Origin of the sequence: Sphingomonas sp. CBMAI 2297, from assembly GCF_029870595.1 — a bacterium.
In the GTDB taxonomy this organism is placed as follows: domain Bacteria; phylum Pseudomonadota; class Alphaproteobacteria; order Sphingomonadales; family Sphingomonadaceae; genus Sphingomonas.
This window is the reverse complement of sequence record NZ_JAPDIR010000010.1, coordinates 35,108-58,302: the sequence shown is the minus strand read 5'-3', so window position 1 is coordinate 58,302 and position 23,195 is coordinate 35,108. Positions and strand designations below refer to the sequence as shown.

Sequence of the window (23,195 nt, the reverse complement as noted above, 5' to 3'; positions counted from 1 at the left end):
ATGGCTGACGAAAACAACCAGGCGCCGGAAGGCGCGGGCTTCGAGGCCCAGGACGCCGGTGCTCCCCAGGAGCAGCAGGGTCGCGGCCGTGGCCGTGGCCGTGGTGGTCCGGGCGGCGGCGATCGCGGCCGTGGCGGCCGTGACGGCAACCGCGGTCGTCGTGACGACCGTCGTGGCCAGAACGCCGAGGACGGTGGCGAAGAGCTGATCGAGAAGCTGGTCCACATCAACCGCGTCTCGAAGACCGTGAAGGGCGGCAAGCGCTTCGGCTTCGCGGCGCTGGTCGTCGTGGGCGACGGCAAGGGCCGTGTCGGCTTCGGCCATGGCAAGGCCCGCGAGGTGCCGGAAGCCATTTCGAAGGCGACCGCTTCGGCCAAGAAGAAGATGCTGCGCGTTCCGCTCAAGGAAGGCCGCACGCTGCACCATGACGGTGCGGGTCACTTCGGCGCCGGCCGCGTCTATGTGCGCTCGGCTCCGCAGGGTACCGGCATCATCGCGGGCGGCCCGATGCGCGCCGTCTTCGAGAGCCTGGGCGTGGCGGACGTGGTGACCAAGTCGGTCGGTACGTCGAACCCCTACAACATGATCCGCGCCACCTTCGAAGCGCTCGGCGAGCAGACCTCGCCGAAGAGCGTTGCGCAGCGCCGCGGCAAGAAGATCGCCGACCTGCTCGGCCGCGGTGGTTCGCAGACCGCCGAGGCGGATGCGGCCGCGATCGCGGAGTAAGCGACATGGCCCAGGAAACCCGCAAGACCGTCAAGATCCAGCAGATCGGCTCGCCGATCCGCCGCACCAAGGATCAGCGCGCGACGCTGATCGGCCTTGGCCTCAACAAGATGCACAAGGTCTCGGAGCTCGAGGACACGCCCGAAGTTCGGGGCATGATCCGCAAGCTGCCGCACATGGTGAAGGTGCTCGAGGGCTGAGGCCTTCGCCACCCGGCAAGATTGAGAAGGGGCGGTAGGTGACTACCGCCCCTTTTCGTTTGCGTTCCAGACCGCTGCGCCTGCCATCCGCGATGGCCGGGCTGCTGCTTGTAGCGCGGCGAAGCCGAAGGTAGCATCGCGGCCATGGGGGGAAGCCGGACAGCAAGGCGATTCTGGGTGCGCGCGGGCCTTGTCCTTGTCTTTGTGCTTGTTGCTGCGGCGGGGGGAGGCCTCGTGCTGCTTCGGTTCGGCCGAGAGGAATCCGAGCTCCCGCCGCCCGTCCCCGCGATTGTCGAGGGCATCTTCGCCGAGCAAAGGCTCTGGCTGCGTTTGGACAACGGGGACCTGGTCTCGCTTCGCCCGGACGCGGCCAGGCCGGAACCGGAGGCGTTGCCGGGCAAGGCGCTGGGCATCTGCCGTGCGGGGGCATTGCCGATGGTGCTGAGCCAGGGGGCGGGGCAGGGTGCATGGCTGCTCCAGACCCGGGCTTCGGGAAAGTGGAGCCCCGGCAGATCGCTGGCGGCGGAGAAGGACAGCTTGATCGCCTTCGGCTGTGGCGAACGGAGCGTGTATATCGTCACCAGCCGACGGCTCCTCACCGTCGAAGGTGATACGGTGCGCGAAACTGCGCTTGGCCGCGAACTCGAAGCCCCGATTGTCAGCACCACGCTTTTCGCCGACGCCGCATCCCTGTGGATCGGCTTCAACAATGGGGAGTGGGGTGGGGGCCTGATTCGTATCCGCCGTTCGGACGGGAAGTTGGAGTCGCTCGAACGTAATGCTTCGGGGACGCTCTGCGGCGGGCCGCTCAACGCCGGATGCGACCCGGTCAACGCGATCGCGGCTTCCCCGCGCGATCCCGCCTGCGTCGTGGCCGCGATCGGCCTGGTGCACATGATGTCGCATGGCAGGATCGTGGAGCTTTGCGGCAACGGAATCCGGCGTCTCTATTACAAGGCGGAGGATCACCAGCCACCCTATCCGGACAAGAATGCCGACGAACCGGGAAATACCGTCGCCTTCTTCGGGGCAACGCGCGTCGGGGGCAACTTGTGGGCGGTAGGGTCCGACGGGCTCTATCGGTTTCCCGGTTCCGGGCCCGTTGCCTTTCGCTCCCTGCCGCGCTTCGAGGAACGCGGGGGCTATCGTGTGAGCTTCGCGATACCGGACGTAGTGCTGGTTCTTACCAATGTGAACGGCAAGGCATCCCTGGGCGGGGCGGTGCCGCTTCTGGTCGTGCGCTGAAGGCGGAACGCGCGCGGATTGGGGAGTCGACAAGACGTCGCCACCCCGCTATGGGCCCCGCTTCCTTTTCCATCAGCGCGACAAAAGCGAAAGCGAGTGCACGACCATGAAGCTCAACGATCTCCGCGATAACAATGGTGCCCGCCAGGGCCGCGTCCGTGTCGGCCGCGGCATCGGCTCGGGCCTGGGCAAGACCGCCGGCCGCGGCCAGAAGGGCCAGAAGAGCCGCGAAGGCGTCTCGATCAAGGGCTTCGAGGGCGGCCAGATGCCGCTCCACATGCGCATCCCGAAGCGCGGCTTCAACAACATCTTCGCCAAGGACTATGCCGAGGTGAATCTGGGCGCGATCCAGAAGGCGATCGATTCGGGCAAGCTGACCGCGACCGACCTGACCCAGGCCGAGCTGAACGCGGCGGGCCTGACCCGTGGCGGCAAGGACGGCGTGCGCCTGCTCGGCAAGGGCGAGCTCAAAGCCAAGCTGAACTTCACCGTTGCCGGCGCGTCGAAGAGCGCGATCGAGGCGGTCGAGAAGGCCGGCGGCACCGTGACGATCCCCGAGATCGTGCCGGCGGCCGAGAAGGCCAAGGCCAAGCACCGCGTCGCGCAGAAGGCCCGCGCGGCGGACAAGGAAGCCAAGAAGGCCGCCGCCAAGGCTTGAGCGTCATCCCGGCGAAAGCCGGGATCTCGTGCAACGTGCGCGCGCCCGCGGCCTGAGACCCCGGCTTTCGCCGGGTGACGGAAGAGCGGCGAACGCCGGAGCAGGGCGAGGGCGCATTGCCCTTCGCAGCTTAGGACTTATATCAGCGGCGGGGGGCGGTAGAACGCTTTCCCGCCGCTTTGATTTCCGGGACTGACCAACACATGGCCTCCGCCTCCGATCAACTTGCTTCCAGCATCAACCTGGCGAAGTTCGCCCAGGCGACCGATCTCAAGAAGCGCCTGTGGTTCACCCTCGGCGCGCTGATCGTCTTCCGGATGCTGAGCTACGTGCCCCTGCCGGGCGTCGACCCCACCCAGCTCAACCTGCTCGCGCAGCAGACCCAGGGCGGCGTGCTCGACTTCTTCAACAACTTCACCGGCGGCGCGCTCAACCGCATGTCGATCGTCGCGCTCGGCGTGATGCCCTACATTACCGCCTCGATCGTGGTGCAGCTGGCGACTTCGCTGTCGCCGCAGCTCAACGCGATCAAGAAGGAAGGCGAGAGCGGCCGCAAGCGGCTGAACCAATATACCCGCTACGGCACCGTCGCGCTGACCGCGGTGCAGGGCTATTTCATCGCCGTCGGGCTCGAGACCTTCGGCGCGAGCCAGGGCCTGCAGCCCGTGGTGGAGCCCGGCCTGATCTTCCGCATCGGCGCGGTGATCTCGCTGATCGGCGGCACCATGTTCCTGATGTGGATCGGCGAGCAGATCACCAATCGCGGCATCGGCAACGGCATCTCGCTGATCATCATGGCCGGCATCGTCGCCCGCCTGCCCACCACGCTCGTCCAGCTGTTCGAGAGCGGCCGCACCGGCTCGATCGATCCGCTGCGCCTGATCACGATCATCGTCGGCGTCGCGATCCTGGTGCTGTTCATCTGCTTCATGGAGCGCGCCCAGCGCCGCATCCTGATCCAGTATCCGAAGCGCCAGACCGCGCGCGGCGTCCAGGCCGAGCGCAGCCACCTGCCGCTCAAGCTGAACACCGCCGGCGTGATCCCGCCGATCTTCGCCTCGTCGCTGCTGCTGCTGCCGCTGACCATCACCCAGTTCGCCGGCAACATGACCGCAGGCGAGAACTGGTGGGGCGACCTGGTGATCAACCTGAACACCTGGCTGCGCCACGGCTCGCCGGTGTACATGACGCTCTACGGCCTCGGCATCATCTTCTTCTCCTTCTTCTACACCGCCGTGGTGTTCAATCCGGAGGAGACCGCCGAGAACCTCAAGCGCTATGGCGGGTTCATCCCGGGCATCCGCCCCGGCAAGAACACCGAGCTCTATTTCGATTACGTGCTCACCCGCATCACCGTGATCGGCGCGGCCTATCTGACGATCATCTGCCTCGTTCCCGAAGCGGTGTTCTCGTCGATGAGCATTCCGTTCCTGATGGGCGGCACCAGCCTGCTCATCGTCGTCAACGTGACGATGGACACGGTGACGCAGATCCAGTCGCACCTGCTGGCGCACCAGTATGGCGACCTGATCAAGAAAGCGAAGCTCAAGGGCCGCGCGCGCTGAGCGCGGCCCGAACTAGCCGAAACTGAGGGGATAGGCTTAGTGAACATCATCCTGTTGGGCCCGCCGGGAGCCGGCAAGGGCACCCAGGCAAAGCGTCTCGAGAGCGAGCGCGGCATGGTGCAGCTCTCGACCGGCGACATGCTGCGCGCCGCGGTCAAGGCGGGCACGCCCACCGGGCTCCAGGCCAAGGCGGTCATGGACGCGGGCGAGCTCGTGTCGGACGCGATCGTCTCGGGCATCATCGGCGAGCGGCTCGACATGGAAGATACGCTGAAGGGCGCGATCTTCGACGGCTATCCGCGCACCGTGGCCCAGGCCGAATCGCTGGATACGCTGCTTTCGGAGCGCGGCCGCCGGCTCGACTATGTGATCGAGCTCGAAGTGGACGAGGATGCGCTGGTCGAGCGCGTCGAGGGCCGCTTCACCTGCGCGAATTGCGGCGAGGGCTATCACGACAAGTTCAAGCAGCCCAAGGTTGCGGGCACGTGCGACGTGTGCGGCCATCACGAGTTCAAGCGCCGCCCGGACGACAATGCCGAGACGGTGCGCACCCGTATGGCCGAGTATCGCGCCAAGACCGCGCCGATCCTGCCCTTCTACGAGGCCAAGGGCCTGGTGCGGAAGGTCGACGGCATGGCCGACATCGCCGAGGTCGGCGCGCAGATCGACGCGATCCTCGACGGCAAGGAGTAGGCCGGGGCCATGGGCCCCGATCGAGGTTCCGATTTCCTTCGCCGTCCCCGCGAAGGCGGGGATCCGGGGCCGGGGGTGGAATGCGTGCGGCAGGTCCGCCCCTCTCCGCAGGCGGTTCGCCCGATGGCGTGGATATCCCGCGCTACCCTGGATCCCCGCCTTCGCGGGGAATGAGGTGGTATGTTGATCGTGCCGAGGCCCCGATGCCTCCGCTTCCTCAAGGGGAGGCGCGCGAGATTCCGCCTTTGTAATATATTGTTGCCCTAACCCCCGCTTAAGCCGAGGCTGGGACGATCCCGCCTTGCTCCGGCATTCCGGCCGGGCGGGGGATCGGTCCGTCAATGCTGCCCAAGCGCGCCCTGTTGCGAGCCGCCCGGTGGACCGGCCTCTCGATGCTCGCCCGCCGCGCGACCGGCGCCCAGCTGCGCATCCTGTGCTATCACGGCCTCTGGCTGGCGCCCGGCGCCCCGTTCGGCAGCTGCCTGTTCATGACGCCCGACCGGTTCGCGGCGCGCATGGCCCGGCTCGCGCGCTCGGGCTTGCCGGTGCTGCCGCTGGGCGAGGCGGTCGAGCGGCTCGCCGCCAATCGCCTGCCGCGCGCCGCGGTGGTGATCACGATCGACGATGGCTGGGCCTCGACTCACAGCCATATGCTGCCGGTGCTCGAGCGGCATCGCCTGCCGGCGACGCTCTATGCGACCACCTGGTATGCGGGGCGCGACTTGCCGGTGGTCAATGTCGCGCTCGACTATCTCATCGCCGCCTCGGGCCGGGCCGCCGAGGATCGCGGCGCGGTGGTCCGCCGGATCGAGGCGCTGCCCGAGCCCGAGCGGCTCGACGCGCTGCGCGCCTATGGCCGGGCGCTCGGCGTGGGCGAGGCCTGGCTCGAATGCCGGCAATTCCACCTCATGCGCCCGGCGGAGCTCGCCGATGCGCATGGCCGGGGGCTCGACATCCAGCTGCACACCCATCGGCACATCGACGTCGCCGGCCGCATCGGCCAGCTCGTGCCCGAGATCGCGGCGAATCGCGCGGCGCTGGTCGCCGCGACCGGTGGCGGCGCGCCCGAGCATTTCTGCTATCCGAGCGGCACCTTCCACCCGTCCGCGCCCGCGCTGCTCGCGGCGAGCGGCATCCGCTCCGCCACCCTGGTGACCGAGGGGCTCAACCCGCCCGGCGCCAGCCCCTATGCGCTGCGCCGGTTCGTCGATGGGCAGCATGTGCGGGCCAGCGCCTTCGATGCCTATCTCGACGGCACGCTCCACTATCTTTCCCGGGCGCGCATGGCGGCGGCCCGGATCGAGATCGAGGTGCCGCGCCGCGTCGCCGCCGCTTCTGGAATGCTGCTCTGCGCGCTATGATCGCCCTGCCTCGATGGGAGGAGGGAAGATGAACGCCCATTTGCCGATCGTGCTGGCGCTTGCCGCCGCCGTGCCGGTTGCCGGCCCCGCTATTGCCGGTGAAGTCACCGCTTCGACGGAAACCAGCTTCACCGTCACCGAAAAGGCCGTGATCGCCGCGCCGCCCGCCAGGGTGTGGACGGTGCTGATCGCGCCATCGGCCTGGTGGAGCGGCGAGCATAGCTGGTCGGGCAGCGCCGCCAATCTCTCGCTCGACCCGCGCCCCGGCGGCTGCTGGTGCGAGAAGCTGCCGGACGGCGGCGGCGTCGAGCATATGCGGGTGATCCTGGTCCGGCCCGGCAGGATGCTCCGCCTCAGCGGCGGGCTGGGGCCGCTACAGGCCTTTCCGGCCGGGGCGGTGATGACGGTCACGCTCGATCCCGCGGCGGACGGCAAGTCGACGACGGTCAGCGTCGAATATGCCGTGGCCGGGGCACCGGGCCTGGGCCGGATCGCCGCGCCGGTCGATGGTGTGCTCGCGGCCCAGGTCATCCGGCTGAAGGCCGCGGCCGAGCGCTGAGCCTCGCAACATTACGATTTTGTCATGCCCCGGTCACCGCCCAGGGCAGTGCCGGCGACTATCAGGGGGCCATGGCCGGCACGCCCCCGCCGGTCATGCATCAGAGGTCAACCGCATGCGGTTTGCCCCGATGCTCTTCCCGGCGCCGGCCTGGTCGTTCCTCCCCCTGCGACCCACGCCGTGCCATGGTCCGGATCAGCCCCCTTCCGGACCGGGCTCGCCGGGAAGAGCGCCTGGGACACCGGTGCGCCCTGAAGTCGCCGATGCTGCCCTGGCATCGACGCTCGGCCGGCGGACGCCCCCTTGTCCGTCGGCCACCCCTGATGCCGGGTCGGGCGGAGGACGGACGTGACGCACCATATCCTGATCGTCGAGGATGACGCTGCCGCCGTGGACTTCGTGACCCAGGGGCTCGCCGATGCCGGTTTCGAAGTGGAAGCGTGCGGCGATGGCGAGGCCGGCCTTTCCCGCGCCGCCGAGGGCGATTTCGACCTCTGGATCTTCGATCGCATGCTTCCCGGCATGGACGGCCTGTCGATGCTCGGCGTGCTGCGCGAGCGGGGGCTGCGGACGCCGGCGATCATGCTTTCCGCGCTGGGCACGGTCGACGACAAGGTCGGCGGGCTCGCGGCGGGCGCCGACGACTATCTCGCCAAGCCTTTCTCCTTCGCCGAGCTGCGGGCGCGCATCGCCGCGCTGCTGCGCCGGGCCGACCGGGCCGAGGCGGATGCCAAGGCGACGCGGATCGTGGTGGGCGATCTCGAGATCGACCTGCTCAGCCGCACCGTCGCCCGCGCCGGCCGCGCCGTGCCGCTGGTGGCCCGCGAGTTCCACCTGCTCGAATATCTCGCCCGCCATGCCGGCGAGGTCGTCACTCGCACCATGATGCTGGAGCATGTGTGGAACTGCCGCTTCGATCCCGGTTCGAACGTGGTCGATGTCCATATCGGCCGCCTGCGCCGCAAGCTGGAGGAAGGGGAGGCCCCGATCCTCCACACCGTTCGCGGCGCGGGGTATCGCCTGGCCGCGGAAGGATAGGGGGATCCTCCTCCCGGTGCATGGCGGGGGCGGCGCATCCGGCTTGCAATGTTGGATTCCGCCTGTTCTGCTGCGCCCGCCTGGCGCGGTGGGTTCGGCCGGTCGGCCGGCGCTGCCGCGTGCATGCGGGATAGACAAGAGAGTCAACAAAAGCTTCAACCATCCGGTTGAACATGACGCCCGCAAGGCGGGCCGGGGCATCGGCTTGGCGGAAGCGTCGGATTCGTGTATGACTCCATTTCCGGCGAAAGCCTTTCCCACAGCGCTTGACTCTGCGCTGGTGGACGCATATGTCGCGCATCTTCCGAAACACCGGTGTCCGGCGGCGTGCTTGTGCGCTCGTCGTGCCGCCGCATTTCGGGATCAACGCTACGAGATGGGGTGCGAGCTGCCATGCGGCGCCCCGTGGAGCTGGGAGAACAAATTTCATGGCTCGTATTGCGGGTGTCAACATCCCGACCAACAAGCGCGTCGTCATCGCGCTGCAGTACATCCACGGCATTGGCGCGACCAAGGCCAAGGAGATCACCGCCAAGCTGAACATCGCGCCGGAGCGCCGCGTTCAGGACCTGTCGGACCAGGAAGTGCTGCAGATCCGCGAGGCGATCGACGCCGGCTACACCGTGGAAGGCGACCTGCGTCGCGAAACCGCGATGAACATCAAGCGCCTGATGGACCTGGCCTGCTATCGCGGCCTGCGTCACCGCAAGGGTCTGCCGGTCCGTGGCCAGCGCACGCACACCAATGCGCGCACCCGCAAGGGCAAGGCCAAGCCGATCGCCGGCAAGAAGAAGTAAGCGCTAGGTCGGAAGGGACAAGAAAATGGCACGTGAACCGCAGCGCCTTCGCCGTCGCGAGCGCAAGAACATCACCGCCGGCGTCGCCCATGTGAACGCCAGCTTCAACAACACGATGATCACCATCACCGACGCGCAGGGCAATGCCATCTCGTGGTCGTCGGCCGGCATGATGGGCTTCAAGGGCTCGCGCAAGTCGACCCCGTACGCCGCCCAGGTCGCCGCCGAGGACGCGGGCCGCAAGGCCGCCGAGCACGGCGTGCGCACCCTCGAGGTGGAAGTGAAGGGCCCGGGTTCGGGCCGCGAGTCGGCGCTCCGCGCGCTGCAGGCGGTCGGCTTCCAGATCACGTCGATCCGTGACGTGACGCCGATCCCGCACAACGGCGTTCGTCCGTCGAAGCGCCGTCGCGTCTGATCGTTCCTGCTTGTCGCCGCGGGCCCAGAGGCGGGCTCGCGGTCCTGCAGTAATTACCTGGCGGGACGCGCCTCTGGTCCCGCCCAACATGAGGAAAGCCCGTGTCGGTCAACGCTAAGAACTGGCAGGAACTCAAGAAGCCCAACGGCCTCGAGAAGAAGCCCGGTGGCGATCCCAAGCGCAAGTCGACCTTCGTGGCGGAGCCGCTCGAGCGCGGTTTCGGCCTGACGCTCGGCAACGCGCTGCGCCGCGTGCTGCTCTCGTCGCTGCAGGGCGCCGCGGTCACTTCGATCAAGATCGAGAACGTCCTCCACGAGTTCAGCTCGCTGGCGGGCGTGCGCGAGGACGTGACGGACATCGTCCTCAACGTCAAGCAGATCGCGATCCGCATGCAGGGCGAAGGCCCGAAGCGCCTCCAGCTCTCGGCCACCGGCCCGGCTGAGGTGAAGGCCGGCGACATCGCCGTCTCGGGCGACATCGAGGTGATGAACCCCGATCTCGTCATCTGCCACCTGGACGATGGCGCGACGCTCAACATGGAGCTGACCGCCGACACCGGCAAGGGCTATGTCCCCGCCGCGTCGAACCGTCCGGCGGATGCGCCGATCGGCCTGATCCCGGTCGACGCGCTGTACAGCCCGGTCCGCCAGGTTTCGTACAAGGTCGAGAACACCCGCGTCGGCCAGGAGCTCGACTACGACAAGCTCACGCTGTCGATCGAGACCGACGGCACGATCACCCCGGAAGACGCCGTGGCCTATGCCGCGCGCATCCTCCAGGACCAGCTGGCGCTGTTCGTCCATTTCGACGATTCGGCGATCACCCGCTCGGCTCCGATCGGCATGGCGGCCGCGGCTCCGGCGGCGGAAGGCGCTGCGGGCGACGCTTCGCAGATCAACCGCTACCTGCTGAAGAAGGTCGACGAGCTGGAGCTTTCGGTCCGCTCGGCCAACTGCCTCAAGAACGACAACATCATCTATATCGGCGATCTGGTCCAGAAGACCGAGGCCGAGATGCTGCGCACGCCGAACTTCGGCCGCAAGTCGCTCAACGAGATCAAGGAAGTCCTGTCGTCGATGGGCCTGCGCCTCGGCATGGAAATCCCGGGCTGGCCGCCCGAGAACATCGAGGAAATGGCCAAGAAGCTCGAGCAGGAGATCATGGGCTAAGGCCTGGGATCCTTCGCAAGAACAGGGAAGGGCTCCGCGGCGACGCGGGGCCCTTCTCCGTCCGGCGGGTGCGTCTTGCCCTTTGCGCCGCATGGCCTATCCTCCAGCCATGGGCGGGCTCCGTATCTTCCTCTTGCTGGTTATCGCCGCTGTGCTGGTCGAGGCGCTGTACCGCTGGGGTACCGGGCTGGCGATGGATTTGCCCTGGCTCGTCTGGCGCGCGCTGTTCTTCTCGATGCTCTTCGCGGTGCAGATGTGGATCGGTCACCGCGAGGCCCGGCGCGAGCGCGCCGGGGGCAGGGCGCATCAGGGCCTCCTGCTGCCGATCTTCCTGCTGCTGCTCGGTGGCGCGGGAACCGTGGCTTCGGTCTGGCGGATGATCCTCACCGTCCGCACCGGCCGGGTTCTCCTCACCTCGGTGCCGGCGGATACCTATGCCAGCCTGTCGGACAATCCCTGGGGCTATTGGGTGGCAATGGGGGTCGGTATGTTGGGCATCGCGATGTTCCTGCTGCTTTTCCTGGGCGGCGTGGCTTTCGTCTGGCAGTTCTTCGCGCAGCGTCGCGGGCCAGCGGGTGCTTGACGAATCGGTCGAATTCGTCTCTTAGGCGCGACTTCACGCAAATCGTGACACGGGTTTTGGGCGGCGGCCCTTATCGCTGCCTGGCTTGGGGTACCTGAGACGGCCCCCAGACGAACGGAAGGAAGAAGACAATGCGTCATCGCGTTGGCGGCCGCAAGCTGCAGCGTACCTCGGCCCATCGCGCGGCCCTGTTCCGCAACATGAGCGCCGCGCTCATCAAGCACGAGCAGATCACCACTACCCTCGCCAAGGCGAAGGAGCTTCGTCCGTATGTGGAGAAGCTGATCACCCTCGCCAAGAAGGGTGGCCTGTCGAACCGCCGCCTGGCGCATGCCCGCCTGCTCGACGACGCCCAGCTGGTGAAGCTGTTCGACGTCCTGTCGGCCCGCTATGCGGACCGCAACGGCGGCTATACCCGCATCATCAAGACCGGCCCGCGCGCCTCGGACGCGTCGCCGATGGCGATCATCGAGTTCGTCGATCGCGACGTCTCGGCCAAGGGCCAGGATTCGGGCCCGGTGCTCGCCGACGAGGATTTCGACGCCGTCGCCTGATCGGCCTCGATATCGAGACAGGAAAGGGCGGTCGCACCCGGTGCGGCCGCCCTTTCTCGTTTCAGGCCCGAAAGTTTTCCTGCACTCCTTTCGGCCCATCCGGATTCCCATATCCGGGGCATGCGCAGGAACCCTTCCCGAACCAATATGGGCGCGTGGCTCTCGGCGGCCGCGGCGCTGGCGCCGGCCCTGGGCACCTTGATCTGGGCCGTTTCGGAGACTTCGAACCTCGGTTTCGCTTGAGTGCCGGCACCGGCGCGCTAGCCTGGGGTCTTTCCCATTCGGAGGCCCCATGCGCCGCGCCCTCATCCTGCCGCTGCTCCTCGCAGCCCCCGCATTCGCCCAGACAAAGCCGGAGACCAAAGTGACCAAGCTCGCCTATCCCGAAACCCGCCGCGTCGACGTGGCGGACGAACAGTTCGGGATAAAGGTCGCCGATCCCTATCGCTGGCTCGAGAACGACGTGCGCAACGACAAGGAAGTCGCCGCCTGGGTCGATGCCGAGAACAAGGTGACCAACGCCTATCTCGCGACGCTGCCGGGCCGGGAATGGTTCAAGGCGCGCATCAAGCAGCTCTTCGACTATGAGCGCTTCGGCGCGCCGCAGAAGAAGGGCGGCCGCTATTTCTACCTGCACAATTCGGGATTGCAGAATCAGGCGGTGCTGTTCGTCCGCGACAAGCTCGACGGGGCGGGCCGCGTGCTGATCGACCCCAATGGCTGGTCAAAGGACGGCGCGACCGCGCTTTCCGAATGGGCGCCCTCGGAGGACGGCAGGTATCTGCTCTATGCGATCCAGGACGGCGGTACCGACTGGCGCACCGCCAAGGTGCTCGACGTCGCCACCGGCAAGGAGACCGGCGACAGCGTCCATGGCATGAAGTTCACCTTGAGCGCGGTCTGGGCCAAGGACGGCAGCGGCTTCTATTATTCGCGCTATCCGGACGTCGCCGCCGACGCGAAATACCAGGCGCTGAACGAGAACCACAAGATCTACTTCCACAAGCTCGGCACGCCCGACAGCGCCGACACGCTGGTGTTCGAGACGCCCGATCATCCCAAGTGGAGCCACTACGCCCAGATCACCGACGATGGCCGCTGGATGGTGATCACCACCGGCGAAGGCACTGACGACCGCTACCAGATCACGCTGATCGACCTGAAGGACCCGGCGCGCAAGCCGCGGGTGATCGTGCCGGGGCTGGAGAACAGCTGGGGCCTGGCCGGCAATGTCGGCACGAAATTCTACTGGGTCACCAACAAGGGCGCGCCCAAGCTCAAGATCGTGACCATGGACGTGGCGGCGGCGAACCCGGCCGCGACCACCGCCGACCTGGTGCCCGAGGACGCCGCCACCCTCGAGGGCGCCGCGATCGTCGGCGGCACGCTGGTGGCGAGCTATCTGGTCGACGCCAAGACGGAAGTGCGCCGCTACAAGCTCGACGGCGGCGTGATCGGCCCGGTCAAGCTTCCCGGCGTCGGCACCGCCTCGGGCTTTGGCGGCGAGCCCGACGATCCCGAGACCTTCTATGCCTATACGAGCTTCAACGAGCCGACGACCATCTATCGCTACGACCTGGCGACCGGCACCAGCACGCCCTGGGCGCGCCCCAAGCTGCTGTTCAAGCCCGAGGACTATAAGGTCGAGCAGCGTTTCTTCGCGTCGAAGGACGGGACGAAGGTGCCGATGTTCATCGTCCGCAAGAAGAGCGTGACCGGCCCGGCGCCGACGCTGCTCTGGGGCTATGGCGGCTTCAACGTCTCCTATGGCCCCAGCTTCTCGTCGTCGCGCCTCGCCTGGCTGGAGCAGGGCGGCGTGTTCGTCCTCGCCAACATTCGGGGCGGCGGCGAATATGGCAAGGCGTGGCACGATGGCGGCCGGCTCGCCAACAAGCAGAACGTGTTCGACGACTTTATCGGCGCGGGCGAATATCTGATCCGGGAAGGCATCACCGGGAAGCACCAGCTGGCGATCCAGGGCGGCTCGAACGGCGGGTTGCTGGTGGGCGCGGTGGTGAACCAGCGGCCAGACCTGTTCGCTGCCGCGATGCCGGCGGTGGGCGTGATGGACATGCTGCGCTTCGACCGCTTCACGGCCGGGCGCTATTGGGTGGACGATTATGGCTATCCGTCGAAGGAGGCCGATTTCAAGACGCTCTACGCCTATTCGCCCTATCACAACATCAGGTCCGGCGTGGCCTATCCGGCGATCCTGGCGACCACCGCCGACACCGACGATCGCGTCGTGCCCGGGCACACTTTCAAATATACCGCGGCGATCCAGCATGCGGACATCGGCGACAAGCCGCATCTGGTCCGCATCGAGACGCGCGCTGGGCATGGCTCGGGCAAGCCGACCGACAAGATCATCGAGGAAGCCGCCGATCTCTGGGCCTTCACGGCCAAATGGACCGGGCTGGAGGTGAAGAGCAAATAGGGGCGAAAGTCGCGTTCGCGTTTTCCCCGGGCGGCAAATCGGTTCAGCCGCGCGACAGGCTGGCGCGCATAGTTCTCGTTTCGTGAAAGTAACGGAGGGCGGCATGGGTATTCTGAAGCTTGCGGGCGGCGGGATCGCTGCGGTGGCGATGATCGGGCTGGCGATGCCGGCTCAGGCGCAGGAGCGCTGGCGCCCGTCGCGCGAGAAGCACAAGGACAAGTTCGATGTGGGCGACGCGATCGTCGGCGGCCTGGTGGTCGGCGGCGTGCTCGCGCTGATCTCGAGCGGCAAGAAGAAGTCGCACGGCACCGAAGTGGCCGAGGAGCGGGTGCCGATCGATACCGGCCCGGTCGACGGCGGCCGTTATGGCGAGGCGCCGCCGCCCGCCGCCGGCCCGATCGCCGAGACGCCGGCGCCGAATTCCGCGCAATTCGACGGACTCTATGACGAGGACGCCGCCGCCGATCGCTGCGCGGTGGAAGCGGAAAGCCTGGGCGAGCGCTATGCCCGACTCGCGCAGGTCTCCACGGTCACCAGCACCGTCTGGAACGGCAAGAGCTGGGTGATCAAGGGACAGGTGGAGCTGGCCGACGGCTATCGCGACGCCACCCGGGAGAGCCATGGCTTCCGCTGCGCCCTGCGCCGCGGCAGCAGCCCGATCGTGACGATCGAGGGGCTGCAGTCGCTCTAGGGAGCCATCGCGGTTCGCTTGCTTCAAATGTCGATCCGCCCTGGCGGGGCAGGTGCCAGGTCATTCGGTGGAGGTGCAGGGGATGCTGTCGCGCGCGCTGCTGGGAATTTGGCTGGTGCTGGCCCCGGTGGCAGCGCAGGCGCAGGCATCGGGACAGGCGCTCGACGCCACGGCCCGTGCCGAGGGCGAGAAATTCCTCGCCGAGGAGAAGGGCGCCGGGCTGACGATCGGCGTGCTCCGTGACGGCAAGGCGCATTTCCACGGCTTCGGCGAAATGGCGAAGGGCAGTGGCGCGCCGGGCAAGGATACCGCGTTCGAGATCGGATCGATCGCCAAGACGATGAGCGGGCTGCTGCTCGCTCGCGCGGTGCTGGCGGGCAAGGCCGGCCTGGCCGACGATGTCCGCAAATATCTGGATGGCGCCTATCCGGGGCTGGCGTTCGAGGGCGAGCCGGTGCGGCTGGTGCACCTCGCCAACATGACCTCGGGCCTGCCCGACAATCTGCCCGACCTGTCGAAGCTCGACCCCGATCCCGGCCGCTTCAAGCATGCCGAGGCGCTGAAGGCCTATGGCCGCGCGCAGTTTCTCAAGGACTTGCGCACCGTCTCGCCGGCCAGCAGGCCGGGTGAGAATGTCGCCCATTCGAATGTCGCCGCGCAACTGCTCATCGTGGCGCTCGAGCGGATCTACGGCATGCCCTATGACCGGATCCTGGCCCGCGAGATCGAGGGGCCGCTCGGCTTTGGGGCGAAGGACGCCGCGACCGGCCATGATGCCGAGGGCAGGGTGGCCGCGGTGCTGCCGCGCGACCAGTTCGGCTATCGCTATTCGGCGGCGGACATGCTGCGCTATGCCGCGCTCCAGCTCGACGAGCGCGATCCCGCGGTGGCGCTCAGCCACAAGGGCAGCTGGTTCACGCTCGACAAGCAGACCTGGGTGGGCCTTGGCTGGATCGTCTCGCAGCTGCCCGAAGGCGGGCGCCAGCTGCGCTATTCGGGCGGCACCTGGGGCTTTGCCAGCGTGATGATGCTCTGGCCCGAGAAGAAGCTGGCGGTGATCCTGCTGGCGAACAAGGCCAGCGATACTGCCCAGGGCCGCCTTGGCGAGATCGGCGGCCGGCTCGCGGCCGGTGCCGGTATCGAGCACGAACCCTGAGGCGCATCGGCATTCAACCGATCCCCCCTTCGGGAGAGGAATGTGGACGACATCCCGCATCACGGAACGTCGACCCAACCCGGCGAATAAACTTATGCATAATCGCGCGCCGGCCTTTCCCCCGGCGCCGGTTCTGGCTAAGCGCGCTGGGCATGGACCAGCATGCAGATTCCATCCTCATCGTCGATTTCGGCAGCCAGGTTACCCAGCTGATCGCACGCCGCGTGCGCGAGGCGGGCGTCTATAGCGAGATCGCGCCCTTCACCACCGCCGCCGAGGCCTTTGCCCGGATGCAGCCCAAGGGGATCATCCTCTCCGGCTCGCCCGCCTCGGTGCTCGACGAAGGTAGCCCCCGGGTGCCGCAGGAGATTTTCGACAGCGGCCTGCCGGTGCTGGGCATCTGCTATGGCCAGCAGGTGATGATGCACCAGCTCGGCGGCACGGTGCAGCTCGGCGACAGCGGCGAGTTCGGCCGCGCCTTTATCGAGATCGACGATGGCTGCGTGCTGTTCGACGGCATGTGGCACGAGGGCGAGAACCATCAGGTGTGGATGAGCCATGGCGACAAGGTCACCAACCTTGCCCCCGGCTTCCGCCCGGTCGCGCACAGCACCGGGGCCCCGTTCGCGGTGATCGCCGACGACGCGCGGCGCTATTATGCGATGCAGTTCCACCCCGAGGTGGTCCATACCCCCGACGGCGCCAAGCTGCTGGCCAATTTCGTCCGCCATGTCTGCGGCTTGCAGGGCGACTGGACGATGGCCGAGTTCCGCCAGACCAAGATCGCCGAGATCCGCGCCCAGGTGGGCGGCGGCAAGGTGATCTGCGGGCTTTCGGGCGGCGTCGACAGCGCGGTGGCCGCGGTGCTGATCCACGAGGCGATCGGCGACCAGCTCACCTGCGTGTTCGTCGATCACGGGCTGATGCGCTCGGGCGAGGCCGAGCAGGTCGTCGGCCTGTTCCGCAACCATTACAACATCCCGCTCGTCCATGTGGACGCCGAGACGCTGTTCCTCACGGGCCTGGCCGGGGTCACCGATCCCGAGGCCAAGCGCAAGTTCATCGGCAAGACCTTCATCGACGTATTCGAGGAGGAGGCGCGGAAGATCGGCGGCGCCGATTTCCTGGCACAGGGCACGCTCTATCCGGATGTGATCGAGAGCGTGAGCTTCACCGGCGGGCCTTCGGTGACGATCAAGAGCCACCACAATGTCGGCGGCCTGCCCGAGCGGATGAACATGAAGCTCGTCGAGCCGCTGCGCGAGCTGTTCAAGGACGAAGTCCGCGCGCTGGGCCGGGAACTGGGGCTGCCCGAGCAGTTCGTCGGCCGCCATCCCTTTCCGGGGCCGGGCCTGGCGATCCGCATCCCGGGCGAAGTGACCCGGGAGCGCTGCGACATCCTGCGCAAGGCGGATGCCATCTATCTGGAGGAGATCCGCAACGCCGGGCTCTATGATGCGATCTGGCAGGCCTTTGCGGTGCTGACGCCGGTGCGCACGGTCGGCGTGATGGGCGATGGCCGCACCTATGATTCGGTGCTGGCGCTGCGCGCGGTGACTTCGATCGACGGCATGACCGCGGAGGCGTTCGAATTTCCGGGCGGCTTCCTCCCCCGCGTGGCGACGCGCATCGTCAACGAGGTGCGCGGCGTGAACCGGGTCGTGTACGACTATACTTCCAAGCCGCCGGGGACGATCGAGTGGGAGTGATTCCGGCTCGTCCAGATGCCGCTGCCCCCAATGTCGGAATGCGATACGGCCCTTGAAGTAAAGGGGTGAAATGCCGGTATTCCTCGCATCCGCCGGTGCGTGGCATACAGCCCCGGCGCGCCCGGGCCGTATGGCCTAGGCCGGATCGACATTTAGTGGGAAGGGGCCTGCCAGTCCCCCGGCGAAGGCCGGAAAAAGCCTCGATGCATCTGGCCAGGCACGAGAATCTCTCGAACGGCGTCGCAACCGGGCCCCGGCCTTTGCCGGGGAACGGCTTTTCCCCCGCCGGCAAGGCGCGCTCGATACGGATCCCAAATGCCGATCCGCCCTAACGCTGCACCAGCGCCGCGACGTACAGTCCGAGCGCGACGACGGAGCTCAGGGTGCGGACATGGTTCCACATCGTCCAGTCCCTGAGGTAGCGCGCCCAGGTGGCGGCCGAGCCGGGACCGTTGCCGGCCGCGGCCAGTGCGTCGTTGAACGGCACGTTGAAGAACATCGTCACGCCGAACATGCCGAGCAGGTAGATCGTGCCGCCCGCGATCATCGCCGGCGCCCCCGGCTCGCCCCAGCGCAGCGCCCCGGCCACCGCGATCAGGCCCGCCGCGACGGTGGTCGCGAGGAACAGCGGCAGGAAGGACGAGCGCACTATGTCGACATTGATCGCGTTCATCGCCGCCATACCTGAGGCCGGGGCAATCCGGCCGAGCGCCGCCATGACGAAGGTCGAGAAGGCAAAATAGACCCCCGCCATCAGCCCGGTGCCGATTGCCGAGAACCAGAGCAGTCCGGGAACGAGAAAGGTTCGCATGATCCAGGCCCTTTGATTGAATACGAGGATCTATCGTATTTGCTAAAACCGATAATATCTCGTATCTGATCCGTCAAGCGGGCATGACGGGAAGTGGAATGGGGCGAAGGCCGGCAGGGACGGAACGGGAGGCGGCACCGCCCGCGGCGCGGGCGCGAATGGTGCCCACGCAGAAGCGCAGCCGCGAACGGTTCGAGCGCATCCTGGAATGCGCCGCTGCGGTCATGGCGGAGAAGGGCAGCGAGGCCTTTCGGATGAGCGATATCGTCGAGCGCACCGGCATACCCTTCGGCTCGCTCTATCAGTATTTCCCGGACAAGGCGGCGATCATCGGCACGCTGGCCGAGCGCTGCAACGCGATCGGCCGCGCCTGCGTGGCGCGCGATCTCGCCACGGTGAAGACCATGGCTGACCTGCATCCGGCGCTGGGCGATATCGTCGACAGCTATTATCGCATGTTCATGGACGAACCGATGATGCGCGACATCTGGCAGGCGACTCAGGCCGATCGCGCCTTGCAGAAGCTCGACGAGGAGGATGGCGCCGTCCTCGCCGGCCTGCTCGCCGAGGCGGTGCGGCCGATCGCGGGCGGGGCGAGCCCGGCGGCGATCGCGCGTTATGCCCAGCTGGTGATGACGCTGATCGCCGCGGCGGTGCGCCATGCGATCACCTTGCCGCCTGCCGAGGGGAGGCGGGTGCTCGCCCTGTTCAAGCAGCTGTTGCCTGCCGACCTCGCGGCGCTCACTACGGCATGAGCATGGGGGAAACGCTTTCGCCGCAGCAGGTCCGCCGCATCTTCCTGGCGGCGCAGGGCTTCGGCGCGCGCCGGCCCGGCAGCGTGGGGGCCGCGCATCTCCGCCGCACCGTGGACCGGCTGGGTCTCCATCAGATCGACAGCGTCAACGTATTGACGCGGATGCACTATCTGCCCGCCTTTTCGCGGCTGGGCGGGTATGACCGGGCTCTGCTCGAGCGCGATGCCTGGGGGCCGCGGCGCGGGCGCAGGCTCTTTGAATATTGGGCGCACGAGGCGTCGCTGCTGCCGGTGGATCTCCATCCCTATTTCCGCTGGCGGATGGCCCGGGCCGAGCGCGGCGAGATCGGCTGGCGCCAGCTGCGCCTGTTCGCCCGCGAACGCAATGCCGAGGCCAGGGCGGTGCGCGATCGCATCGCCGGCGAAGGGCCGCTCGCCGCGTCCGAGTTCGAGAATGGCAGCTCGAAAAGCGGCTGGTGGGAATGGAGCGAGACCAAGCTCGCGCTGGAATGGCTGTTCTGGTCGGGCCAGATCACCACCGCCACGCGGCGCGGCAGCTTCGAGCGGGTCTATGACCTGAGCGAGCGCGTGATCCCGCGCGCGGTCTACGACTTGCCCGCGCCGGATGCCGCGACCGCCCAGCGCGTGCTGATCGAGCGTAGCGCCCGTGCGCTCGGCGTGGCGACCGCGACCGATCTGCGCGACTATTTCCGGCTCAAGCCCGAAGAGGCGAAGGGCGCCATCCCCGAGCTGGAGGAGGAAGGCACGCTGATCCCGGTCCAGGTGAAGGGCTGGACGCAAAAGGCCTGGCTGCACCGCGATGCGCGCGTGCCGCGCCGGGTGCGCGGCGACGCCCTGCTGGCCCCTTTCGATCCGCTGATCTGGGAACGCGCCCGCACCGAGCGCCTGTTCGACTTCCGCTACCGGATCGAGATCTACGTCCCGGCCGACAAGCGGACCCATGGCTATTTCGTGCTGCCCTTCCTGATGGACGAGGCGCTCACCGCGCGCGTTGACCTCAAGGCTGATCGCCAAGGCGGCCGGCTGCTCGCGCACCGAGTGACGCTGGAGCCGCACGCGCCGCGCGATACCGAGGAGCGGCTGGCGGTCGAACTCACCCGCATGGCGCACTGGCTCGGCCTGGGCGAAGTGCGTATCGGCGAGACGATCAGGGGAAGCCGATGACCGACGATCCGCCGCGTTGCGCCTGGGCGGTGAGCGATCCGCTCAACCGCGCCTATCACGATGCCGAATGGGGCGTGCCGATCCGCGATTCACGCGAATTGTGGGAGGCGCTGATGCTCGAGGGCTTCCAGGCCGGGCTCGCCTGGATCGTCATCCTGCGCAAGCGCGAAGCCTTTCGCGCGGCGTTCGCCGGCTTCGATCCGGTGAAGGTCGCCGCCTTCGGGCCCGAGGATGTCGAGCGGCTGATGGCGAATCCCGGCATCGTCCGCGCCCGGGCCAAGATCGAAGCGACGATCAAGGGCGCGCGGATCTGGTGCGAGATGCAGGCGCGCGGCGAGGATTTCGCCGCATTCTGCTGGGGCTTCACCGGCGGCGCGCCGATCCAGAGCCCGGGGCACGGCTTCGTCGCCACCACGCCGCTTTCCGAGGCGATCTCCAGGGAGCTGAAGCGCCGCGGCTTCAAGTTCGTCGGGCCGACGATCGTCCATGCCTGGATGCAGGCGGTGGGGCTGGTGAACGATCATCAACAGGGCTGTTTCCGCCGCGCTCCCGTCGCCGCGCTCGCCTGAGGCCATTGCGGGCACCGCGGGATAATGAGAAAATGCCCGCGAACCGGGTGGGGAAGAGACGATGACGACCAAGCCGCTGCCATGGACGCTCGTGGCGCTGGGCCTGCTCGCCGCCTGCGCGCCCGAGCCCGAAAAGCCGATGGAGAAGGATGCGGCGGCGAATGCGGCCGAGATCATCGTCCCGCCCGCAGGCAATGCCGAGGCCAATGCCGCGAGCGCGCGCGCGGAGGCGCCGGGCATCGGCGTTCGGCTGGCGCCCGAGGAACTGACGCTGGTGCAGCCCGACGGATCCTCCCGCCATGTGCGCTTCGGCATGGCCAGGGCCGATGCGGTGCGGATGCTCGCCGGCGCGCTGGGCAGCCCGATCGAGGAAGCGGGCAACCAGGATTGCGGCGCCGGCCCGCTCGGCTCCGCGGCCTTTCGCGACGGGCTCTCGCTCTATTTCCAGGACGGCAAGTTCGCCGGCTGGGACCTGGACGGGCGCGAGGCGGCCGGGTTCGCCACGGCCAAGGGCATCGGCATCGGCACCAGCCGCAAGGAGCTGGAGGCGGCCGGCACGGTGGATGTCGGCGAGACCTCGATCGGCAACGAGTTCATGATGGGCGCGCTTTCCGGCCTGCTCAGCTCGCCGGCGCCCGACGGCAAGGTGACCAATCTCTGGGCCGGCGTCACCTGCATCGCGCGATGAGCGTCGAGAGGCTGCTGATCGAGATCGTCGGCTGGACAGGGGCAGCATTGATCCTGGCCGCCTATCTGCTGCTCTCTTCCGGCAGGCTGACCGGCCGTTCGCGCGCCTATCAGTGGATGAACGTCGTCGGCGCGGGCTGTTTCGTGATCAACAGCGGCTGGAACGGCGCCATCCCCTCGGCGACCTTGAACGTGATCTGGATGCTGATCGGCGCGGTGACGCTGTGGCACATCGCGCGGCGGGCGGCATGATCCGGCGGGCAGGTGCCGAGGATGCGGGGGCGGTCATCGCGCTGTGGCGGGATTGCGGGCTCACGCGGCCGTGGAACGATCCCGGGCAGGATTTCGCCCGCGCGCTCGCGGCGGAATCCGCGGCGATCCTGGTCGCGCAGGAGGAGGGCGGCGAGATCATGGGTAGCGTGATGCTGGGCGACGACGGCCATCGCGGCTGGGTCTATTATCTCGCGGTCGCACCCGCCGCCCGCGGCATCGGGCTGGGCCGCGCGCTGATGGCGGAGGCGGAGGCCTGGCTGCGCGCGCGCGGCTGCCCGAAGATCCAGCTGATGGTGCGCGAAGGCAATGCGGAGGCGCTCGGCTTCTATGAAGCGCTCGGGCTGGAGCGGCAGGGCGTGGTCACGCTCGGTCGTTTCCTGAATGACCAGGCGGGGCGGCATTCCTCTCCCTCCGGGGCGGATTGGTCGGATCTCGATCCGTCCTAAAGCATCTCGCCGGGCAGGACGCTCGCCTGCCGGATCCACGCGGTCAGTCGCGCTTCGTCGATCGCGTCCTCCTCGCGGATGTCGAGATAGCGCACGTCCTGCTGTTTCGATGGACCGGGCGGCACCGGATCGAGCGCAGTGCCGCGGAAGAAGGTGAGCTTCACATATCGGTCGAAGCAGTGGAAGGCGAGGAACCAGCCTTCCCGATCGGGCGCGCCGTAGAAGGGCGTGTTCCATTTCACGGCCTTGCGCACGCCGGGCACGGCGCCCGCCACGAGATCGTCGATCGCGCGCCCGATCCGCTGCTTCCAGCCGGGCATCGCGGCGATATAGGCCTGCACCGGCGCATCGCCTTCGCCCTTGGGAATCTGGGGATTGCCGCCGGACAGGAGCTTCGGCGCGGTCATGCTCCCTGCTCGTTGGTCGGGCGCGGGCCTCTCGGCAGTGAGAGAAGCGCGGCGCAATAGATGCCAATGGCAATCAGGAACAGCAGGAAGGCGGCGACCACCGGCCCTCCGATGGTGTCGTCGAAGTTCGAAAACCCTGCCAGCGTGAGCAGGAACACGGCGCCCGCCCACAAGACCAGCAGCGCCACGGGAAGGAACAGCAGGTGCGGGAGCCAGGGCATGGACGTGCGCTTGGACCAGCGCCAGAACAGGGCCGCGACCGCGATCGGGCCATAGGTGACGATGAGTTCCCCCGCGATCCAGCCCGCCACCGTCGCGGGCGAGGCATGGGCGAGATAGAGGCTGGCCGCCGACATCGCATGCCGTGCGCACAGCAGCGTCGCAAGGATCGCCGCCGTCAGCGCCAGCTTGTCGAACCGATTCATCGCGCTGTTCTCTCGGCATCAATCCGGGCGACCAGCCTAGCGCATGCCCCCCGCGATCGAAAGCCAACTGTTTTCCGCCGCG

At 67.7% G+C, this 23,195-nt stretch carries 27 protein-coding genes; 24 read left to right on the top strand and 3 right to left on the bottom strand.

Annotation, left to right across the window (positions count from 1 at the left end; genetic code table 11):
• The 18 genes from rpsE (at position 1) to guaA (ending at position 17,556) form a co-directional block, all read left to right on the top strand.
• Positions 1 to 726 carry a 30S ribosomal protein S5 gene (gene rpsE / locus OMP43_RS14805; RefSeq protein ID WP_280280302.1) on the top strand — a complete coding sequence of 242 codons (726 nt, stop codon included), beginning with the start codon at positions 1 to 3 and terminating at the stop codon, positions 724 to 726.
• A 5-nt stretch (positions 727 to 731) separates the two neighbouring features.
• Positions 732 to 926, top strand: a complete 195-nt coding sequence (gene rpmD / locus OMP43_RS14800; RefSeq protein ID WP_167297948.1) for a 50S ribosomal protein L30 — start codon at positions 732 to 734, stop codon at positions 924 to 926.
• A 177-nt stretch (positions 927 to 1,103) separates the two neighbouring features.
• A complete protein-coding gene (locus tag OMP43_RS14795) occupies positions 1,104 to 2,171 on the top strand; it encodes a hypothetical protein (protein WP_280280301.1) in 1,068 nt (355 codons plus the stop codon).
• 106 nt (positions 2,172 to 2,277) lie between these two features.
• On the top strand, positions 2,278 to 2,829 hold the full coding sequence (rplO, locus tag OMP43_RS14790) for a 50S ribosomal protein L15 (RefSeq protein WP_280280300.1): 552 nt from the start codon (positions 2,278 to 2,280) through the stop codon (positions 2,827 to 2,829).
• 203 nt (positions 2,830 to 3,032) lie between these two features.
• Positions 3,033 to 4,394, top strand: coding sequence for a preprotein translocase subunit SecY (secY, locus tag OMP43_RS14785; protein WP_280280299.1), 1,362 nt, complete (start codon positions 3,033 to 3,035; stop codon positions 4,392 to 4,394).
• Between the two features lie 39 nt (positions 4,395 to 4,433).
• Positions 4,434 to 5,087 carry an adenylate kinase gene (locus OMP43_RS14780; protein ID WP_280280298.1) on the top strand — a complete coding sequence of 218 codons (654 nt, stop codon included), beginning with the start codon at positions 4,434 to 4,436 and terminating at the stop codon, positions 5,085 to 5,087.
• Between the two features lie 341 nt (positions 5,088 to 5,428).
• Complete coding sequence (locus tag OMP43_RS14775) at positions 5,429 to 6,448, top strand: polysaccharide deacetylase family protein (RefSeq protein WP_280280297.1); 1,020 nt, start codon at positions 5,429 to 5,431, stop codon at positions 6,446 to 6,448.
• A gap of 28 nt (positions 6,449 to 6,476) precedes the next feature.
• Positions 6,477 to 7,007 (top strand): SRPBCC domain-containing protein, encoded by a 531-nt coding sequence (locus tag OMP43_RS14770; protein ID WP_280280296.1) that lies wholly within the window; start codon positions 6,477 to 6,479, stop codon positions 7,005 to 7,007.
• Positions 7,008 to 7,355: 348 nt separating this feature from the next.
• The gene (locus tag OMP43_RS14765) at positions 7,356 to 8,045 is read left to right on the top strand and encodes a response regulator transcription factor (protein WP_280280295.1); all 690 of its coding nucleotides are present in this window, start codon (positions 7,356 to 7,358) and stop codon (positions 8,043 to 8,045) included.
• A gap of 428 nt (positions 8,046 to 8,473) precedes the next feature.
• Positions 8,474 to 8,842 carry a 30S ribosomal protein S13 gene (gene rpsM, locus OMP43_RS14760; protein ID WP_280280294.1) on the top strand — a complete coding sequence of 123 codons (369 nt, stop codon included), beginning with the start codon at positions 8,474 to 8,476 and terminating at the stop codon, positions 8,840 to 8,842.
• Positions 8,843 to 8,867: 25 nt separating this feature from the next.
• Positions 8,868 to 9,257 carry a 30S ribosomal protein S11 gene (gene rpsK / locus OMP43_RS14755; RefSeq protein WP_157025218.1) on the top strand — a complete coding sequence of 130 codons (390 nt, stop codon included), beginning with the start codon at positions 8,868 to 8,870 and terminating at the stop codon, positions 9,255 to 9,257.
• Positions 9,258 to 9,358: 101 nt separating this feature from the next.
• Positions 9,359 to 10,426, top strand: a complete 1,068-nt coding sequence (locus OMP43_RS14750) for a DNA-directed RNA polymerase subunit alpha (protein ID WP_086128667.1) — start codon at positions 9,359 to 9,361, stop codon at positions 10,424 to 10,426.
• A gap of 91 nt (positions 10,427 to 10,517) precedes the next feature.
• A complete protein-coding gene (locus OMP43_RS14745; RefSeq protein ID WP_280280293.1) occupies positions 10,518 to 11,009 on the top strand; it encodes a hypothetical protein in 492 nt (163 codons plus the stop codon).
• 131 nt (positions 11,010 to 11,140) lie between these two features.
• Positions 11,141 to 11,563 (top strand): 50S ribosomal protein L17, encoded by a 423-nt coding sequence (gene rplQ / locus OMP43_RS14740; protein WP_280280292.1) that lies wholly within the window; start codon positions 11,141 to 11,143, stop codon positions 11,561 to 11,563.
• Positions 11,564 to 11,855: 292 nt separating this feature from the next.
• Positions 11,856 to 14,000 carry a prolyl oligopeptidase family serine peptidase gene (locus OMP43_RS14735; RefSeq protein ID WP_280280291.1) on the top strand — a complete coding sequence of 715 codons (2,145 nt, stop codon included), beginning with the start codon at positions 11,856 to 11,858 and terminating at the stop codon, positions 13,998 to 14,000.
• A gap of 103 nt (positions 14,001 to 14,103) precedes the next feature.
• Entirely contained in the window at positions 14,104 to 14,691 is a 588-nt protein-coding gene (locus OMP43_RS14730) for a hypothetical protein (protein ID WP_280280290.1), read from the top strand.
• A gap of 52 nt (positions 14,692 to 14,743) precedes the next feature.
• Positions 14,744 to 15,847: a serine hydrolase domain-containing protein gene (locus OMP43_RS14725; RefSeq protein ID WP_280280289.1), complete on the top strand. Its 1,104-nt coding sequence runs from the start codon at positions 14,744 to 14,746 to the stop codon at positions 15,845 to 15,847.
• A gap of 152 nt (positions 15,848 to 15,999) precedes the next feature.
• The gene (guaA, locus tag OMP43_RS14720; protein ID WP_280280288.1) at positions 16,000 to 17,556 is read left to right on the top strand and encodes a glutamine-hydrolyzing GMP synthase; all 1,557 of its coding nucleotides are present in this window, start codon (positions 16,000 to 16,002) and stop codon (positions 17,554 to 17,556) included.
• A 328-nt stretch (positions 17,557 to 17,884) separates the two neighbouring features.
• On the opposite strand, the gene OMP43_RS14715 is transcribed toward guaA, so the two are convergent.
• A complete protein-coding gene (locus OMP43_RS14715; RefSeq protein WP_280280287.1) occupies positions 17,885 to 18,367 on the bottom strand; it encodes an anthrone oxygenase family protein in 483 nt (160 codons plus the stop codon).
• A gap of 161 nt (positions 18,368 to 18,528) precedes the next feature.
• Here OMP43_RS14715 and OMP43_RS14710 point away from each other — a divergent pair, with 161 nt between their 5' ends.
• The 6 genes from OMP43_RS14710 (at position 18,529) to OMP43_RS14685 (ending at position 22,281) form a co-directional block, all read left to right on the top strand.
• Complete coding sequence (locus OMP43_RS14710) at positions 18,529 to 19,122, top strand: TetR family transcriptional regulator (protein WP_280280286.1); 594 nt, start codon at positions 18,529 to 18,531, stop codon at positions 19,120 to 19,122.
• A gap of 2 nt (positions 19,123 to 19,124) precedes the next feature.
• Positions 19,125 to 20,306 carry a crosslink repair DNA glycosylase YcaQ family protein gene (locus OMP43_RS14705; RefSeq protein ID WP_280280285.1) on the top strand — a complete coding sequence of 394 codons (1,182 nt, stop codon included), beginning with the start codon at positions 19,125 to 19,127 and terminating at the stop codon, positions 20,304 to 20,306.
• Positions 20,303 to 20,875: a DNA-3-methyladenine glycosylase I gene (locus tag OMP43_RS14700; protein ID WP_280280284.1), complete on the top strand. Its 573-nt coding sequence runs from the start codon at positions 20,303 to 20,305 to the stop codon at positions 20,873 to 20,875. The genes OMP43_RS14705 and OMP43_RS14700 overlap by 4 nt, the downstream gene beginning before the upstream one ends.
• A 61-nt stretch (positions 20,876 to 20,936) precedes the next feature.
• A complete protein-coding gene (locus tag OMP43_RS14695) occupies positions 20,937 to 21,563 on the top strand; it encodes a hypothetical protein (protein WP_280280283.1) in 627 nt (208 codons plus the stop codon).
• Complete coding sequence (locus OMP43_RS14690; RefSeq protein ID WP_280280282.1) at positions 21,560 to 21,814, top strand: hypothetical protein; 255 nt, start codon at positions 21,560 to 21,562, stop codon at positions 21,812 to 21,814. Before OMP43_RS14695 ends, OMP43_RS14690 begins: the two co-directional genes overlap by 4 nt.
• Positions 21,811 to 22,281, top strand: a complete 471-nt coding sequence (locus tag OMP43_RS14685) for a GNAT family acetyltransferase (RefSeq protein ID WP_280280281.1) — start codon at positions 21,811 to 21,813, stop codon at positions 22,279 to 22,281. The genes OMP43_RS14690 and OMP43_RS14685 overlap by 4 nt, the downstream gene beginning before the upstream one ends.
• Here the strand turns inward: OMP43_RS14685 and OMP43_RS14680 are convergent.
• Both OMP43_RS14680 and OMP43_RS14675 read right to left on the bottom strand, forming a co-directional pair.
• Complete coding sequence (locus OMP43_RS14680) at positions 22,278 to 22,688, bottom strand: DUF1801 domain-containing protein (protein ID WP_280280280.1); 411 nt, start codon at positions 22,686 to 22,688, stop codon at positions 22,278 to 22,280. The two genes, OMP43_RS14685 and OMP43_RS14680, sit on opposite strands and share 4 nt — an antisense overlap.
• Entirely contained in the window at positions 22,685 to 23,113 is a 429-nt protein-coding gene (locus tag OMP43_RS14675; RefSeq protein ID WP_280280279.1) for a hypothetical protein, read from the bottom strand. Before OMP43_RS14675 ends, OMP43_RS14680 begins: the two co-directional genes overlap by 4 nt.
• Between the last annotated feature and the right edge of the window lie 82 nt (positions 23,114 to 23,195).